Here is a 15118-nt window from a genome sequence, read left to right as displayed (position 1 = left end):
GGGTTTACTCGTAAGCTTCGGCGGGTCATTTCAAATCTTGATCACATCTTGGAGGAATGAAAATGACCAGTTTAACAAAAATCAGACAGCAGCAGCCGTACAAGTGGTACCAAACGATGAGAGAAACCTCTCCCGTTCATTACAATGAAAAGGAAGATTGCTGGGAAATCTTCACCTATGATGAAGTGAAACGGGTGATTTCTGACTACAGTCATTTTTCTTCCGATCATAAATACTTAAGTGCGGACAAACAGGAAAAAATGATTCGGCATATTAACAAAGACAGCCTTTTGAAAATGGACCCGCCTGAACACACCGTCTTCAGAAAATTGGTCAATCAGCCATTCATGCCGAAATCGGTTGAGACTCTTGCACCGCGTATAGCCGCTATCGCTGATGACCTGCTTCAGGCCGTCCGTTCAAAAGGCAGGATGGACATTATTGAAGATTACGCATTTCCGCTTCCGATTATCGTGATCGCAGAGCTTCTAGGATTTCCTCCGAAAGACAGAGATATCTTTAAAAGCTGGGTCGACCAAAGCCAGAATGTAAAAGATGAAAAGAAAATGAATGAAGTGCAAAAGCAGATGATCGGATACTTCATGCAGTTTATTTTACAGCGGAGAAAACAGCCGCAAAATGATTTAATCAGCCATTTAATTTCAGCTGATTTAGACGGAGAGCCGCTGTCAGACAAGCAATTAATCGGTTTTTGCGGCTTGTTGATTGTCGCGGGGCACGTAACGACGGAAAATGTGATCGGAAACTCATTTCTCAGTCTCAAGGAGTTCCCGCACATTCTGCCCCGGCTGCTTGAAAATAAGGCGCTCCTTCCTGACTTTATTGAGGAAGTCATCCGCCTCAGACCTTCCATTCAGCGGGTAACCCGCTACACCGCGGTTGAGAGCGAGATTGGCGGAAAAACGATTCCGGCCGGAGAAAAAGTGTATGCGTGGATTGGATCGGCGAACAGAGATGAAAAGAAGTTTGAAAATGCCGATCAGATTGACTTGGGACGAAAGCCGAATCAGCATCTGTCATTCGGTCAGGGCAGCCATTATTGTTTAGGAGCGCCGCTGGCCCGGCTTGAAGCGAAAATCGCGCTTTCCCACTTTTTTGAACAGATGCCCGCATGGCGTTTTACTGAGGATCAAGAGCCGAATCTGGTTCCGAGCCCTGTATTTCACGGCGTTGACAGGCTGCTTGTTGAGTTTTGAACGGAAAAATAAAAGAGGCTTCCACAGGAAGCCTCTTTACTCTGGGGGCTTGGAGAAATGAATGTAGGAATCGAAGCAATGAATGTGTTTGGCGGAACCGCGTATGTAGACGTCATGGAGCTTGCGGAACATCGGAACTTGGATAAAAAAAGGTTTGAGAACCTGCTGATGAAAGAAAAAGTGGTGGCGCTTCCGTTTGAAGATCCGATTACGTTCGCCGTAAATGCCGCAAAACCGATTATCGACTCTCTGTCAGAAGAGGAACGGAATCAGATTGAAATGGTCATCACCTGTACGGAATCCGGGATTGATTTTGGCAAATCCATCAGTACATACGTCCATGATTATTTGCAGCTGAAGCGGAATTGCCGGTTATTTGAGGTGAAACAGGCTTGCTATTCTTTAACGGCCGGGTTTCAAATGGGCGTGAATTTCATCTTATCGCAAACATCGCCGGGAGCGAAAGCGCTCATCATCGGAACGGATATTTCCCGCTTTTTAGTGGCTGAAGGCGGTGACGCGTTGACGGAGGAATGGTCCTATGCCGAACCGAGTGCGGGGGCGGGAGCTGTGGCGCTTTTAGTCAGCAGCACCCCTCATGTCTTTTTGCTTGATCAAGGCGCAAGCGGGTATTACGGGTATGAAGTCATGGATACCTGCCGTCCGATTCCGGATAGTGAAGCGGGGGATGCTGATCTGTCGCTCATGTCTTATTTGGACTGCTGTGAAAAATCATTTCAGGAATACGGAAAGCGTGTGAGCGGGGCGGATTATAAGAATACATTTCAATATCTTTCTTTTCATACTCCGTTTGGCGGAATGGTAAAAGGAGCGCATCGGACGATGATGAGAAAATTGGCAAAGGCTAAGCCGCAAGACATTGAAGCGGATTTTCAGCAACGCGTGCTGCCTGGGATTCAATACTGTCAGCGCGTCGGCAACATCATGGGGGCCACCGTATTTTTATCTCTTGCCAGCACGATTGATAACGGCTCTTTTGAAACGCCGAAACGCGTCGGCTGTTTTTCATACGGTTCGGGCTGCTGCTCTGAATTTTACAGCGGTGTCGTTATGCCGCAAAGCCGTACGCGGCAGAATCAATTTCAGATCAGCCGGCATTTGGATGAACGCGTCCGTTTATCGATGGCTGATTATGACCGGCTGCTCCAAGACAGCGGCATCGTAAAATTCGGCACAAGAAATGCCGCGCCCGCAGCAGACATCCCGAATGCGCATCAAGGAAAAACGCGATTGGTGCTGACTGAAATAAAAGAGTTTCACAGAAAGTATGAATGGACGACTTAATATCAGAAACACTCAGAGCCGGCAAGGCTTGAGTATTTTTAAAGAAACGGAGAATAAACATGAATCCAATGATTGATGTACAGGAAACAGAACCGGGCATTGTGCAGGTCACAATGCAGGATACGGCCGGGAAAAACGGGCTGTCAGAAGAGTTTGTCAGAGAGCTGCACCGGGTATTCCAAGACATCAATGCCCATCCGTCCTATAAAACCGTCCTTCTGACGGGTTACGGAAATTATTTCTGCACGGGAGGAACGCAGGAGGGGCTTTTGACCATTCAGAGCGGAAAGCTCCAATTTACAGATTTAAAGCTTCACAGTCTTTTATTGGATTGCAGGATTCCCGTGATTTCCGTCATGCAGGGGCATGCGATCGGAGCCGGCTTTACGATCGGTCTGAGCTCGGATTTCGTGATTTTAAGCAGAGAGAGTTTTTATTCTTGTAATTATATGAAGTACGGATTTACACCGGGAATGGGCGCGACGTATATTGTGCCTGAAAAACTGGGAATTGTCCTCGGGGAAGAAATGCTGTTTACGGCCGCGAATTTCAGCGGCGCCGCTCTGGAAAAACGGGGAGTTCCGTTTGAAGTGCTGCCGAAAAAAGACGCCCTTCAAAGAGGCCGTGAATTGGCCCGGCTGCTGGCGGATAAACCGAGAGCCTCACTGGTTGCGCTGAAAACCAATGTGACCGCACGGATCAAAAGAGAGCTGACAATAGCGGTTGAGGAAGAGGTGAACATGCACGAAGCCACATTCCATCTTCCTGAAGTAAAAGAGAGAATCAGCCGCTTATACGGCAGTTAAACAGAATGAAAAAAGCATGGGAAGCCCCATGCTTTATCACTGGTCCGTCTTTTGCAGAACGGAGCTTGCGAATTGTTCTTTAATTTCGGCGCTCCGGGCTGCGGTTTCTGCGATGCAGTGCATGATGGCTTCTTCAAAGCGGCGCTCTTCTAATGCGCGAAGGCCTGCTTCGGTCGTGCCGCCCGGGCTTGTGATTTCCTTGCGCAGGCGTTCAGGCCGTTTGCTGCTTGTTCTGAGCATTTCCGTCGCCCCGGCCATGGTTTGTAAAATCAGCTCTTTTGCCGTTTCTTCCGGCAGGCCGGCTTGAAGGGCGGCCTTTTCCATTGCTTCGACATACCGGTACACATAGGCGGGACCGCTTCCGGCAATGGCTGTGACGGCATCAAGGTGTTTTTCTTCAAAGCGCGTCGCTTCTCCGATTGTTTCCAGAAGCTCTTTTGCCGTCCGGATTTCAGCTTCACTCGCCTCGGAGCTTGCGGAAAAACCGGTCGCCGATTGCTGAATGGCCGCGGATGTATTCGGCATCGCCCGGATGATAGTGAGCTTTCTGCCGAAATATTGCTGAATCGTGTGAATCGTCAGCCCTGCGATGACAGAAATCACAAGCTGATCTTTCACGTATTCGCGAATGTTCTCAATGCTGTCTGCCGCATCTTTCGGTTTAAAGGCGAGAACGATAATGTCGGTATTGCTGAAAAACTCTTCTTTATCCCGGCACGGTTTCACTCCGTACGTTTTTTGGAGCTCTTCAAGCCGGCTGTCATTTGACCGGTTTGTCATATATATATGTCCGGGGGCTGTCATTCCGCTTTGCAGCAGTCCGTTCACCATTGCTTCCGCCATTGATCCGGCCCCGATAAAACCGATTTTCTTCATATAAATCCTCCTTCTTCTCAAAACACAAAAAAACCTTCCCGTCAAAAAGGACGAAAAGGTTTCGCGGTACCACCTTACATTAGCACGAATCAGCCGTGCTCAGCTCAAATCCCGTAACGAGGGGATACGTTTAGGTTTTCCTAACCGCTCTGAGGGCAGGTTCTGTAAACAAGAGGGCCGCAATGTCTTTCAGCCGGGGACATTGCTCTCTGCTGCCGTTGTTTATATACTAGTTCCTCGTCATCGCGTTCCGTGTTTTCTAGTTTGTTGTTCATTATGCTATGCGCAAGAGCGGGATGTCAATCTTTTTTTCCGATATGCGGCAATAATGACACAGTGAAAAGAAAACGCTAAAATATGATTATTCAGGAATGAAAAGAACGAAGGAGCGTAAACATGGCAGCGAGAAAGATCATTCCGATACGTGTGCCGACTCCGTTTGCAGTCGGCGACGTTATCGTTTATTTAGTAAAAGATGAAGCCTTAACCCTTATTGATTGCGGCCCGAATACAAAGGAAGCGGCTGAATCGCTCTTATTGCAGCTTAAGGAACACGGGGTTTCTGCGGCGGATATAGAACAGGTGGTGCTCACTCATCATCACGCAGATCATTCGGGTCTGCTGCACCTTTTTCCTGAGGATACGGAAGTGATCGGGCATCCGCTGAATGACAGGTATATTACTCAGGATCAGTCGTATATCGCCCGGCAGGAGGACTTTTTTTTGTCGCTTATGACTGAAATGGACGTTCCCCTGAAGCCTGAAGACATACATAAAACAGTTAAGCTGTCATACTTATTTTCTGCAAACCGTCCGTTAACGAAAACAGTGAGGGAAGGCGGAAAAATTGACGGGCTTAACGGCTGGACGGTGCTCGAAATCCCGGGTCATGCCGCTTCTCACATTGCGCTCTACCATGAAAAAAGCGGTGAAATGTTCAGCGGCGATCTGCTTTTGTCCAACAGCTCCACCAATCCGATTCTGGAAGCTCCGGAAAAGGGGGGCGTGCGCGCGGCCCCGATGCTCGACTACTTGAACTCAATGAAGCGGCTGTATGACGTAAACCCGTCCTTTTTATATCCGGGACACGGCGATCTGCTGACAGACGTAAAGCCTGCTTTTGACAGGCGGCTTGAAAAACAGAGAAACCGGTCGGAATATGTGCTGCGCCTGTTGTCAGAGGAAACGCTAACGGCTTTCCAGGTATGCCGGCGGCTGTTTCCGGCTGTTTATGAAAATGAAATGTTTTTAACGATGTCAGAAACGATCGGCCATCTTGACGTGCTGGCCGCCGAAGGGAAGGCTGAATCCTTTCAGTCGGGGAATACTCTGAAGTTTAAAGCTGTGAAGGGGTGAAGGAAATGGGCAGATTAACGGATAAGCGGATTTGGATCACAGGGGCATCCGGCGGACTCGGAGAACGGCTTGCATATTCCTGCGCGGCAGAAGGGGCTCATGTTTTTTTATCCGCCAGGCGGGAGGACCGCTTGCAGGAAGTGAAAAAGACGATTACCGCGCGCGGCGGACAGTGTGATGTCATCCCGTTTGACGTCCGGCATGCAGAAGAGGCTGAAAACGTAAGGCGTTTGATCGGTCATGTTGACGTATTAATCAACAACGCCGGCTTCGGCATTTTTGAAACGGCCGCTGATTCATCTTTGGATGATATGAAGGCAATGTTTGAAGTCAACGTCTTCGGATTAATCGCCTGTACGAAGGCCTGTCTTCCTGTGATGCTTCATGCGAAAAGCGGCCATATTATCAATATCGCCTCACAGGCCGGCAAATTGGCGACGCCGAAATCAAGCCTTTATTCTGCAACGAAACACGCCGTGTTAGGGTATTCCAACGCGCTGCGGCTTGAGCTGGCCGGTACGGGTGTAGCCGTGACAACGGTTAATCCCGGTCCGATCAAAACAGACTTCTTTACAATTGCAGATAAAGAGGGCGGTTATGTGAAAAGCGTCGGCAGATGGATGCTTGATGCCGACCATGTGGCAGAGCGCATTACATCCGTGATTCTGACGGATAAACGGGAAATGAATCTTCCGCGATGGATGAGCCTCGGGACGAAGCTGTATCAGCTTTTCCCATCGTTTACAGAAAAACTGGCCGGCCGCGCATTAAAGAAAAAGTAACAAGGGGGAAAAAGGAATGTCCGACCGGGATATACACAAGGCATTGATGGCAGAGCCTTTAGTCAGGCAAATGGCGGAGGCGCGTGAAGTATTTTGGATCAATCCGCATAAAACCGATGATCCAGTAAAGCATGGCGCTGAATGGAAAAAGGAGATTGCCGAAGCGGAAGAAAGGCTGCGCCGGTTTGCGCCTTATATCGCGTCGGCTTTTCCGGAGACGGGAGCGGAGGGGGGCCTCATTGAATCTCCGCTTGTCTTGATTAATGAAATGAAGAAGCATCTGGAACACAGCGCCGCTCAGGCTTTCCCCGGGCGTCTGCTTTTGAAATGCGACGACGAACTTCCGATTTCCGGTTCCATTAAAGCGCGCGGCGGGATTTACGAAGTGCTGAAGCATGCCGAAGATCTCGCGGTAAAAGCGGGAATGCTCTCAGCAGACGACGATTACAGTATATTGACTGAAGAACGGTTTACCGCTTTTTTCTCAAAATACTCTATAGCCGTCGGCTCTACGGGCAATTTAGGTCTGAGTATCGGCATAATCGGCGCGAAGCTCGGCTTTTGTGTGACCGTTCATATGTCCAGTGACGCAAAGCAGTGGAAAAAGGAGCTGCTCCGGGAAAAGGGGGTTCGCGTCATCGAATATGAAGCAGACTACAGTCTGGCTGTCAAAGAGGGGCGCATGCAGGCGAAGCAGGACCCTTATTGTTATTTTATTGATGATGAACATTCCCGGCATCTGTTTTTGGGGTATGCCGTTGCGGGAAGCCGTGTGAAAAAGCAGCTCGATCAAATGAACATAAAGCCTGATGCAGATGAACCGCTTTTCGTTTATTTGCCGTGCGGGGTCGGAGGAGGCCCGGGCGGCGTCGCGCTTGCGCTAAAGCTGATCTATGGCGAGCATGTCCATATTTTTTTCGGTGAGCCGACGCATTCACCGTGTATGCTGTTAGGACTGTTTTCCGGCTTGCATGACGGAATCAGCGTGCAGGATATCGGTCTTGATAATCAAACGGCCGCCGACGGACTCGCGGTGGGAAGGCCGTCCGGACTGGCCGGTCCTCTGATGGAGCCTGTACTCAGCGGCTGTTATACCGCCGATGACGGCACGCTTTTTTCGCTGCTTTATCAATTAAGGGCGGCCGAGAATAAGAGCCTTGAACCCTCTGCACTCGCCGGACTGGCCGGAGCCGTCAAGGTCGTTCAGACCGAAGCCGGAAACCGTTATATAAAAGAGCGGGGGCTTGAGATGGAAAATGCCGTGCACCTTGTGTGGAGCACCGGCGGAAGTATGGTTCCGGAGGGGGAAATGGAAGAGTACAGCCGGATCGGTTCCTCATTTTTGAAAAAAATGGGCAGACAGTGAAGCGGTTTTCCGTTACAATCTTTGTAAGCGTTTGTTTTTTTATCGGAAAGCCATACAGAGAGATTGGTGTGAATTGTGAAAAGTAAAGAATTGAACTTACATACATTGTATACGCAGCACAGCCGCGAGTCGTGGGCCGGATTCGGCGGCCATCTTTCCATTGCCGTTTCAGAGGAAGAGGCCAAGGCCGTAGAGGGGCTGAATGACTACCTGTCGGTGGAAGAAGTAGAAACGATTTACATTCCGCTTGTGCGCCTGCTCCATCTTCATGTCACGTCTGCCGCAAGACGGAATCAGCATGTCAATGTGTTTCTGAAGCATCCGCATTCAGCGAAAATCCCGTTTATCATCGGAATCGCGGGCAGCGTCGCCGTCGGCAAAAGCACGACGGCGAGAATTTTGCAAAAGCTTCTTTCCCGTCTGCCGGACAGGCCGAAGGTGAGCCTGGTGACAACCGACGGTTTTTTGTATCCGACGGCGGAATTAAAAAGGAAAAACCTTCTGTCCAGAAAGGGATTCCCGGAAAGCTACGACGTGAAAGCGCTGCTTGAATTTCTGAACGATATAAAGTCAGGGAAAGAGAGAGTGGAGGCGCCCGTATATTCCCATCTTACCTATGACAGGGAAGAGGGCGCCGTCGAGGTTGTCGAAGGTGCGGATATCGTTATTATCGAAGGAATCAATGTCCTGCAGTCGCCGACATTAGAGGACGACAGGGAAGATCCGCGGATTTTTGTATCCGATTTCTTTGATTTTTCGATCTATGTGGATGCCGAAGAAAGCCGGATTTTCACGTGGTATTTGGAACGTTTCCGCCTCTTAAGAGAAACCGCTTTTCAGGATCCGGCTTCTTATTTTCATAAATTTAAGGATTTGTCTGATGCAGAAGCGGATACCATGGCCGCCTCCATTTGGGAGAGCGTCAACCGGCCGAATCTGTATGAAAATATCCTGCCGACAAAATTCAGATCGGATTTGATTTTGAGAAAAGGTGACGGCCATAAAGTTGAAGAGGTGCTGGTAAGGCGGGTGTGATGTGAGGAGGAAGCGTATATTATGATACATCATATTGAGTTGTATGTATCTGACTTGAAAGCCTCCGCCCGGTTTTGGGGATGGTTTTTAGGTGAGCTCGGTTATAGGGAATTTCAAAATTGGGACTCCGGCATCAGCTGGAAAAACGCAGGATTTTATGTTGTGCTTGTACAGACAGAGGAGCGTTTTTTAACACCGGAGTACCACAGATGCCGGGTCGGGCTGAACCATCTGGCTTTTCATGCTGCATCAAGAGAGCAGGTTGACGAGATGACAGAAAAGCTGCTTGCCAGAGGATGCCCCGTGCTTTACAGGGACCGCCATCCATATGCAGGCGGAAGCACGCATTACGCCGTATACACGGAGGATCCGGATCGGATAAAAGTGGAGCTCGTTGCTCCTGCTTCTGAATGAACTATAACTTTTCGTTTTTTTCTTCGCGCAGCGCGTCGAGTTTCTTTTCGATTCTGTCCAATTGTATGCGGCGCTGCTTCAAGCTTCTGAATACGTATATCACGGCAAACAGGAAAACCGCGGCTGCAATAAATGAAATCAATTGAAAAATGACATCACCGATGTTCATCTTTTTTACCTCCGTGTGCGGCGGGCTTCTTCAGCCCGCCGTTTTTTCATTTTGACCGGTGTGAAGACATGAGGATGAATCATTTCTCTCTTAGCTTTGTTTTTTTCTGAGAATGAATAGTTTCTGCATGTGGCTTATGACCACTTTTGCGGCCGCATATCCCGGAATGGCCAGCAGCATCCCGGCAATTCCTGAGAATTTGCCGGCGGCAAGCAGAAGAAAAATAATGGTCAGCGGGTGAATGTCCAGCTTCCGTCCCATAATTTGCGGGGAAATCAGCTGGCTTTCAAGCTGCTGGACAATGACGACGACCGTAATCACCAGCACGGCTTCGGTCGGTGAATCGAACAATCCGACAATGACTCCGGGAAATGTGCCGATCCAAGGCCCGATAAACGGAATCAGGTTTGTCACCATGGCGAACGCGCCCAGAACGAGCGGATAATCGAGCCCGATTATAAAATAGCCGATTGTGACGAGTACGCCGACACAAAAACTGACGAGCAGCTGTCCTTGTATGTATGAACTGAGAGCTTCATCCATGTCCTGAAGGATTTGTTTTCCTTCTTTTTGATGTTTTTCCGGAAGAAGCCGCAGCAGTCGCCGGGGGGCTTTGTTTCCTTCTTTTAACATGTAATACAGCGCAAACGGAATAATGGCGGCGGTGATGGCGGCATTGGCAGCCGTACCGGCCAGGCTGCTGAGAGAATCAGCGATTGAACCGGAATAATTTGCGGCTTTGTCTGCTAATTTTTTAAAGGAATCCCCATGCTGAAGCCGGGAGAACCATTTGCTGTCCTGAAGATGCCCGATCCAATTTTCAGCTTTTGCGGAAAGCTCCGGAATATGATCTGTGAAGGCTGTAAACTGTTTTTGAACGGCAGGGCCCGCCGTATAAAGGAAGAGGACAAAAAGGCCGGCTGTTCCCGCATAAATCGCTAAAATCGCGATTCCTTCGGGCAGCTTTAATTTCGCATGCAGCAGTCTGACGAGCGGGCGGCACAAATAGTAGAGGACGCCCGATAATACAATAGGCGGAAACAAGGTTTTAACCGTAATCACAACAGGCTGGAACAAAAAGTCTATTAATGTTCCGAGATAAATGATGAGAAATAACAGAAGAACGGCATAGCCGATCCTGAAATAAGGCCCGATAGGCATATCCTGCACCACGCAATCTTTAAGGGTTTACGCTCGGACGTTTCCCTTATCGCCCGGTGCATAAACGTCCGTGTCAGGAAAACTGCCCCTGATTGGTGACGTAATCGTAGATAATATCTTCTACATGGGCATGGAGATCCTCATCGGGTTCTTCATTCCTTCTTTCTTCTAAAGCTTTTTTTAAACTCTGTTTTTCATAGGGGCTCAGCGGATCTGTCGACACATTCCGTCCATACTGGCGGAGGGCTTGTCCCAGCATTTTTTCTATAAATTGATCCATCATATATTCTCCTATTCTTGTCATTCATCTTTATTCTACTAAATATCATGTGATCCTCCCACTCTTCTATCATATTTTCTGTCAGGCCGGGGCAGGATTTTTATTCCAATTCAGCTGAGAGAATACGATGAAACGGCAGCGTTAACGCATCTTCATCGTTTATGATTTTTAAACGTTTTTCGTCATGCCTCACTTGTTTTACCCAGCCCCAAAAGCGGCGGGGGCCGTGTGCTGAAGCGTAGGTGACCGAGATGGCCCTGTCTTCTTCAATTGACGCCGCAATGATGCGGTTCATGTCGTTCAGTTGCTCTTCGCTCAGTTCCGGAGGCCGGAATTCCCGTTCTTTTCGTTTTTTTGCAAGCAGCTGCTCCCGATGCTCGGGCAGCATCATCCGGCTTGATTCCCACATGACATTATACCCGGGGGTTAATTTGTTCGGATTCATGTATATCACCTCAAATTATTTGTAGTGCCCGCCGATTTTTTCAGCCCGGTGAAAGGCTTGGCCGGCCTCTGTCAGTGAAGCGGCATGGAGGAGCGACGCAGGGCCGTACCGCTCATGAATATCATCCAATACTTTGCCGAGACTGATCTTTTTTTCCTGAGCATCGAACAGGCTCAGCTGAACATAATCACAAGGCTCCAGCTGGGAAAGGGAGACGCCGGCGCTGCGGACGGGCTCACCGTTCCAATGCTCTTTGAAGAGCTTGACCGCCGCTTTAAAAATATCCATTCCGAAATTAGTCGGAGAGATCAGCTTTCTCTGTCTGTGAAAACCTGAAGGGAATTCAAAATCAACGCCTCTGATGCTGACCGAAACCGTATGGCCGATGTATTGTTTGAAACGGGCGCGGCGGGCCACTTCTTCGCTTAACTCCAGCAGCACGACTTTAATATCCTCAAAGCGGCTGTAGTCTCTCGGGAGGGTCATGTTATGGCCGATCGCTTTTTGCCGGCTGTGCGTGTTGACGGTGACCGGAGAGGGATCGATGCCGCGGGCTGTCCGCTGAAGCAATTCGCCGTTAATGCCCCAGCGTTTTTTCAGCAATTCGGCGGGGTGCCCGGCAAGCCCGCCGATTGTGCTGATGCCCATCCGTCTTAAATGATGCTCCATCCGTTTTCCGATGCCGAATAATTTTCCGACCGGCAGCGGCCACAGATCCTGCCTGATATTTGACATATCCAATCTGTGGATGCCGGATGCGTTTTTTTTGGCAAAATGGTCGCAAGCCATTTTCGCGAGCGCCTTATTCGGCCCGATGCCGACACGGGCATAAATTCCGAATTCACGCATAATCGCTTGCTGAATGCTTTCGGCAATTGTAAAAGGATCACCGAACAGCCGCCTGCTTCCGGTCACGTCGAGAAACTGCTCATCGATGGAGTAGGGTTCTACAAGATCGGTATACCGTTCAAACAGTTCGGTAATCATGACGGATACATCAATATACCGCTGCATCCGCGGACGGACAATAACGGCGTCGGGACATTTGGCCTGCGCTTCCCACAGCCGTTCGGCATTTTTTACGCCGTATCGTTTGGCGAGCGGACAAGCCGCAAGCACGACGCCGCTGCGTCTTTCGGGATCTCCCGAGACAATCACGGGCCGGCTTTTGAGATGAGGCGCTTCCGCTTTTTCCACAGACGCATAAAACGATTGCATATCTACAAGAAGAATATCAGCCATAAAAAAACCTCCGGGAACGTTTGTTCTGTTTTTCATTGTACCCGAACAATGATCACGTTTATACTGGTAAATCATTCCCCGGCTGGAAGACGTGCTGATTCGTTTGCTTGAAAAGAAATCATTTACAATTGCAAACAACCCACATATAATTTTTTATATTCCAATGAGAAGAGCTGACATTCATTTTGCCGGACGAAAAGGAGAGTCAATCGATAATGGATATTCGAACAATTACCTCTGAAGACTATGAAATGGTTACGTCTGTTTTGAATGAATGGTGGGGCGGCAGGCAGATGAAAGACAAACTGCCGCGCTTGTTTTTTGAACATTTTCAGGACACAAGCTTTATCACGTACGGGCCGGAGGGAATGACCGGCTTTTTAATCGGTTTTCAGTCACAATCAGACCCTGAGACAGCCTACATTCATTTTTCCGGTGTGCATCCGGATTTCAGAAAAATGCAAATTGGAAAACAGCTCTACGACCGATTTATGGAGACGGTGAAGAAAAGGGGCTGCACAAAAGTCAATTGCGTGACGGCGCCTGTCAATAAAGTATCAATCGCTTATCATACAAAATTAGGCTTTGAAGCTGAAAAAGGAACCAAAACCGTAAACGGAATCCCTGTTTTTGCGAATTATGACGGCCCGGGAGAAGACCGGATTCTGTTTGTGAAATATATGTAGAGGGGGATGAATATGGGTTTTTTAGCTGACACGCCCAAACCGCCCTATTATGCGGTCATTTTTTCATCAATAAAGGGAAAATATGATGAGGAATATGAACATACGGCAGAGCGCATGATGAATTTGGCAGGCGGACAGCCGGGCTTTTTAGGCGCGGAAAGCGTTCGGGAGGAAAACGGCTGCGGCATCACGGTTTCCTACTGGGACAGCCTGGAGGCGATTAAAAGGTGGAAAGATCATACTGACCACCAGGCGGCAAAACAAAAAGGAAAAACCGCCTGGTATGAAGCGTACGCGGTCCGCATTACGAAGACGGAGTCACAGCGGATGTTTGCGTCAAAAGGGGCGGAAGATTGATTACATTTTTACAGCATACACAAGAACAGACCGCGCGGGAAATTGCGGCGGTTCAGCGCTGCTCTTATCAAAAAGAAGCCGAGCTGATCGGCTTTTTCGGCATTCCCGCCCTGCATGAAACACCCGATGATATACAGCGGTCACGGGAGACGTTTGCCGGTTTCAAGGAAAAAGATCAGCTTGCAGGCGTCATTTCGTATGAAAAAAAGGGATATGACCTTGTCATATGCAGGCTGACGGTGCATCCTTCAGGCTTTCGGAAAGGAATCGGACGGGCGCTTATTCAATTTGTGATAGACGAGAACCGGGACGCCCAAAAAATAGAGGCGGCTACCGCCAGCCAAAACGTTCCGGCAGTCTCTCTCTATTTAAAAACCGGGTTCACAGAAGCCGGACAGATAGAGACGCCGGAAGGGCTGACCCTCTCGTTTTTTCATCTTTATCCGAAGAGGAAAGCGGAAGTTGTTCCGTACAAGCCGGAATGGAAAGAAATGTTTGAAAGAGAGAAGGCGGACTTGATCCGAATCTTCGGCCCAGCACTTCATTCTGTCAGCCACATCGGCAGCACCTCCATCCCGCAGATGGCCGCCAAACCCGTCATCGATATACTGGCGGAGGTCAAAGATATTTCGGATGACGACCGATTCAGTCCGCAGCTGGAAGCACTCGGCTATGAGGCGAAAGGGGAAAACGGGATAGAGGGCCGGCGTTTCTTTCAAAAAGGCGGCAGCAAGCGCACACACCACGTCCACATATACGAAACAGGCCATCCGGACGTGAAGCGTCATCTGCTGTTCCGGGATTACCTCACCGCAAAGCCTGAAAAAGCGGCTCAATACATGGAACTGAAACGGCACCTCGCTGAGACATACCCATACGATATGGCAAAGTATAGTGAAGGGAAAAATGACTGGATCAAGGCGGCTGAACAAGAGGCAAAGGACTGGGAGAGCGGGCTGCTGTAAAGAAAGCAGAAACAATGCATACAGCGGCTCGGTATGCTACAATGGCGAAAATGAAAAACGGAGGATCATCTATGCAAATACATGTGACGGATGCGGCGAAACACACACTTCAGCAGGCGATGGACGCCAACCCGGGGAAAAAAGCGCAGCTCCGCTATGACGCAGAAGGCTGCGGGTGCGCGGTGAGCGGTGTGCCGACCATCTGGCTGGCGGACGAATTAACGGGACAATGCGAAGCCATTGAAACCAACGGACTTCCGCTTTACATCCAGACCTCACAAAAAGTGTTTTTTGACGAGGAAATGACAATCGATTACAATGAAAAGGCAAAAACGCTCGTCTTAAAAAGCCCGGCAGAGATGCTGAGCCCGAGAATGAGCATATTAGTAAAGCAGGGAGAAACGGAAAGTGAATCAAAAGCTGAAAGCCATTAAACAGACGGCACAGCATAAAACGTGGGTATCCTTTCTGAACAACAACCACCCGTACAGTCTGCTGCACTGGTCTATCGGAGGCGCTGAATCCGTTCAGAAGGATGTCTGGCTGCTTCAGGATGAGATGACCTTCAAAGCGCAGGAGTTTACGACAATCGACCTCGCCATTGACTGGATCGGAGAAAATATGGACGGGATTACCGACGTTTTATGACGGGAAAG

Annotated in this window: 19 protein-coding genes; 13 read left to right on the top strand and 6 right to left on the bottom strand. The window is 49.2% G+C overall.

The window, feature by feature from the left end:
* Positions 1–62: 62 nt before the first annotated feature.
* The 3 genes from SB847_RS07105 to SB847_RS07095 are packed head-to-tail and all read left to right on the top strand — an operon-like array spanning position 63 to position 3328.
* Positions 63–1217, top strand: coding sequence for a cytochrome P450 (locus tag SB847_RS07105; protein WP_022537145.1), 1155 nt, complete (start codon positions 63–65; stop codon positions 1215–1217).
* A gap of 57 nt (positions 1218–1274) precedes the next feature.
* Entirely contained in the window at positions 1275–2522 is a 1248-nt protein-coding gene (locus tag SB847_RS07100; RefSeq protein WP_044802111.1) for a hydroxymethylglutaryl-CoA synthase family protein, read from the top strand.
* A 59-nt stretch (positions 2523–2581) separates the two neighbouring features.
* Positions 2582–3328: a polyketide synthase gene (locus SB847_RS07095; protein ID WP_101669869.1), complete on the top strand. Its 747-nt coding sequence runs from the start codon at positions 2582–2584 to the stop codon at positions 3326–3328.
* Positions 3329–3364: 36 nt separating this feature from the next.
* Here SB847_RS07095 and proC read toward each other — a convergent pair whose 3' ends face one another.
* Entirely contained in the window at positions 3365–4204 is an 840-nt protein-coding gene (proC, locus tag SB847_RS07090) for a pyrroline-5-carboxylate reductase (RefSeq protein ID WP_410561584.1), read from the bottom strand.
* A gap of 396 nt (positions 4205–4600) precedes the next feature.
* Between proC and SB847_RS07085 the strand changes: the two genes are divergently transcribed.
* The 5 genes from SB847_RS07085 to SB847_RS07065 all read left to right on the top strand — a co-directional run bounded on the left by SB847_RS07085 (position 4601) and on the right by SB847_RS07065 (position 9157).
* Entirely contained in the window at positions 4601–5560 is a 960-nt protein-coding gene (locus SB847_RS07085) for an MBL fold metallo-hydrolase (protein WP_410561585.1), read from the top strand.
* Positions 5561–5565: 5 nt separating this feature from the next.
* Positions 5566–6342, top strand: a complete 777-nt coding sequence (locus SB847_RS07080; RefSeq protein WP_017418085.1) for an SDR family NAD(P)-dependent oxidoreductase — start codon at positions 5566–5568, stop codon at positions 6340–6342.
* 16 nt (positions 6343–6358) lie between these two features.
* Positions 6359–7708 (top strand): D-serine ammonia-lyase, encoded by a 1350-nt coding sequence (gene dsdA, locus SB847_RS07075; protein WP_410561587.1) that lies wholly within the window; start codon positions 6359–6361, stop codon positions 7706–7708.
* A 75-nt stretch (positions 7709–7783) separates the two neighbouring features.
* Entirely contained in the window at positions 7784–8743 is a 960-nt protein-coding gene (gene coaA / locus SB847_RS07070; protein ID WP_003153290.1) for a type I pantothenate kinase, read from the top strand.
* A gap of 24 nt (positions 8744–8767) precedes the next feature.
* The gene (locus SB847_RS07065) at positions 8768–9157 is read left to right on the top strand and encodes a VOC family protein (RefSeq protein WP_029973629.1); all 390 of its coding nucleotides are present in this window, start codon (positions 8768–8770) and stop codon (positions 9155–9157) included.
* A gap of 1 nt (position 9158) precedes the next feature.
* Here the strand turns inward: SB847_RS07065 and SB847_RS07060 are convergent, their stop codons facing one another.
* From SB847_RS07060 to SB847_RS07040, 5 genes are all read right to left on the bottom strand, one after another.
* Positions 9159–9326, bottom strand: coding sequence for a DUF4083 family protein (locus SB847_RS07060; protein WP_007612383.1), 168 nt, complete (start codon positions 9324–9326; stop codon positions 9159–9161).
* A gap of 90 nt (positions 9327–9416) precedes the next feature.
* The gene (locus SB847_RS07055; RefSeq protein ID WP_130570835.1) at positions 9417–10487 is read right to left on the bottom strand and encodes an AI-2E family transporter; all 1071 of its coding nucleotides are present in this window, start codon (positions 10485–10487) and stop codon (positions 9417–9419) included.
* A 73-nt stretch (positions 10488–10560) separates the two neighbouring features.
* Positions 10561–10767 (bottom strand): YqzH family protein, encoded by a 207-nt coding sequence (locus SB847_RS07050; protein WP_003153294.1) that lies wholly within the window; start codon positions 10765–10767, stop codon positions 10561–10563.
* Positions 10768–10867: 100 nt separating this feature from the next.
* Entirely contained in the window at positions 10868–11212 is a 345-nt protein-coding gene (locus SB847_RS07045; protein ID WP_007409390.1) for a YolD-like family protein, read from the bottom strand.
* 15 nt (positions 11213–11227) lie between these two features.
* On the bottom strand, positions 11228–12454 hold the full coding sequence (locus SB847_RS07040) for a DNA polymerase IV (RefSeq protein ID WP_326155305.1): 1227 nt from the start codon (positions 12452–12454) through the stop codon (positions 11228–11230).
* A 215-nt stretch (positions 12455–12669) separates the two neighbouring features.
* Here SB847_RS07040 and SB847_RS07035 point away from each other — a divergent pair, with 215 nt between their 5' ends.
* The 5 genes from SB847_RS07035 (at position 12670) to SB847_RS07015 (ending at position 15110) form a co-directional block, all read left to right on the top strand.
* Positions 12670–13140 carry a GNAT family N-acetyltransferase gene (locus tag SB847_RS07035; RefSeq protein ID WP_012117908.1) on the top strand — a complete coding sequence of 157 codons (471 nt, stop codon included), beginning with the start codon at positions 12670–12672 and terminating at the stop codon, positions 13138–13140.
* A gap of 12 nt (positions 13141–13152) precedes the next feature.
* Entirely contained in the window at positions 13153–13497 is a 345-nt protein-coding gene (locus tag SB847_RS07030) for an antibiotic biosynthesis monooxygenase family protein (protein ID WP_015240143.1), read from the top strand.
* Positions 13494–14462 carry a GNAT family N-acetyltransferase gene (locus SB847_RS07025; RefSeq protein WP_410561590.1) on the top strand — a complete coding sequence of 323 codons (969 nt, stop codon included), beginning with the start codon at positions 13494–13496 and terminating at the stop codon, positions 14460–14462. Before SB847_RS07030 ends, SB847_RS07025 begins: the two co-directional genes overlap by 4 nt.
* 71 nt (positions 14463–14533) lie before the next feature.
* On the top strand, positions 14534–14896 hold the full coding sequence (locus tag SB847_RS07020; RefSeq protein ID WP_014305346.1) for an iron-sulfur cluster biosynthesis family protein: 363 nt from the start codon (positions 14534–14536) through the stop codon (positions 14894–14896).
* Complete coding sequence (locus SB847_RS07015; RefSeq protein ID WP_003153307.1) at positions 14871–15110, top strand: DUF2552 family protein; 240 nt, start codon at positions 14871–14873, stop codon at positions 15108–15110. Before SB847_RS07020 ends, SB847_RS07015 begins: the two co-directional genes overlap by 26 nt.
* The last annotated feature ends 8 nt before the right edge of the window (positions 15111–15118 follow it).

Origin of the sequence: Bacillus sp. SIMBA_026 (genome assembly GCF_046535335.1) — a bacterium.
Classification (GTDB): Bacteria; Bacillota; Bacilli; order Bacillales; family Bacillaceae; genus Bacillus; species Bacillus velezensis.
This window is presented reverse-complemented; position numbering and strand designations above follow the sequence as displayed.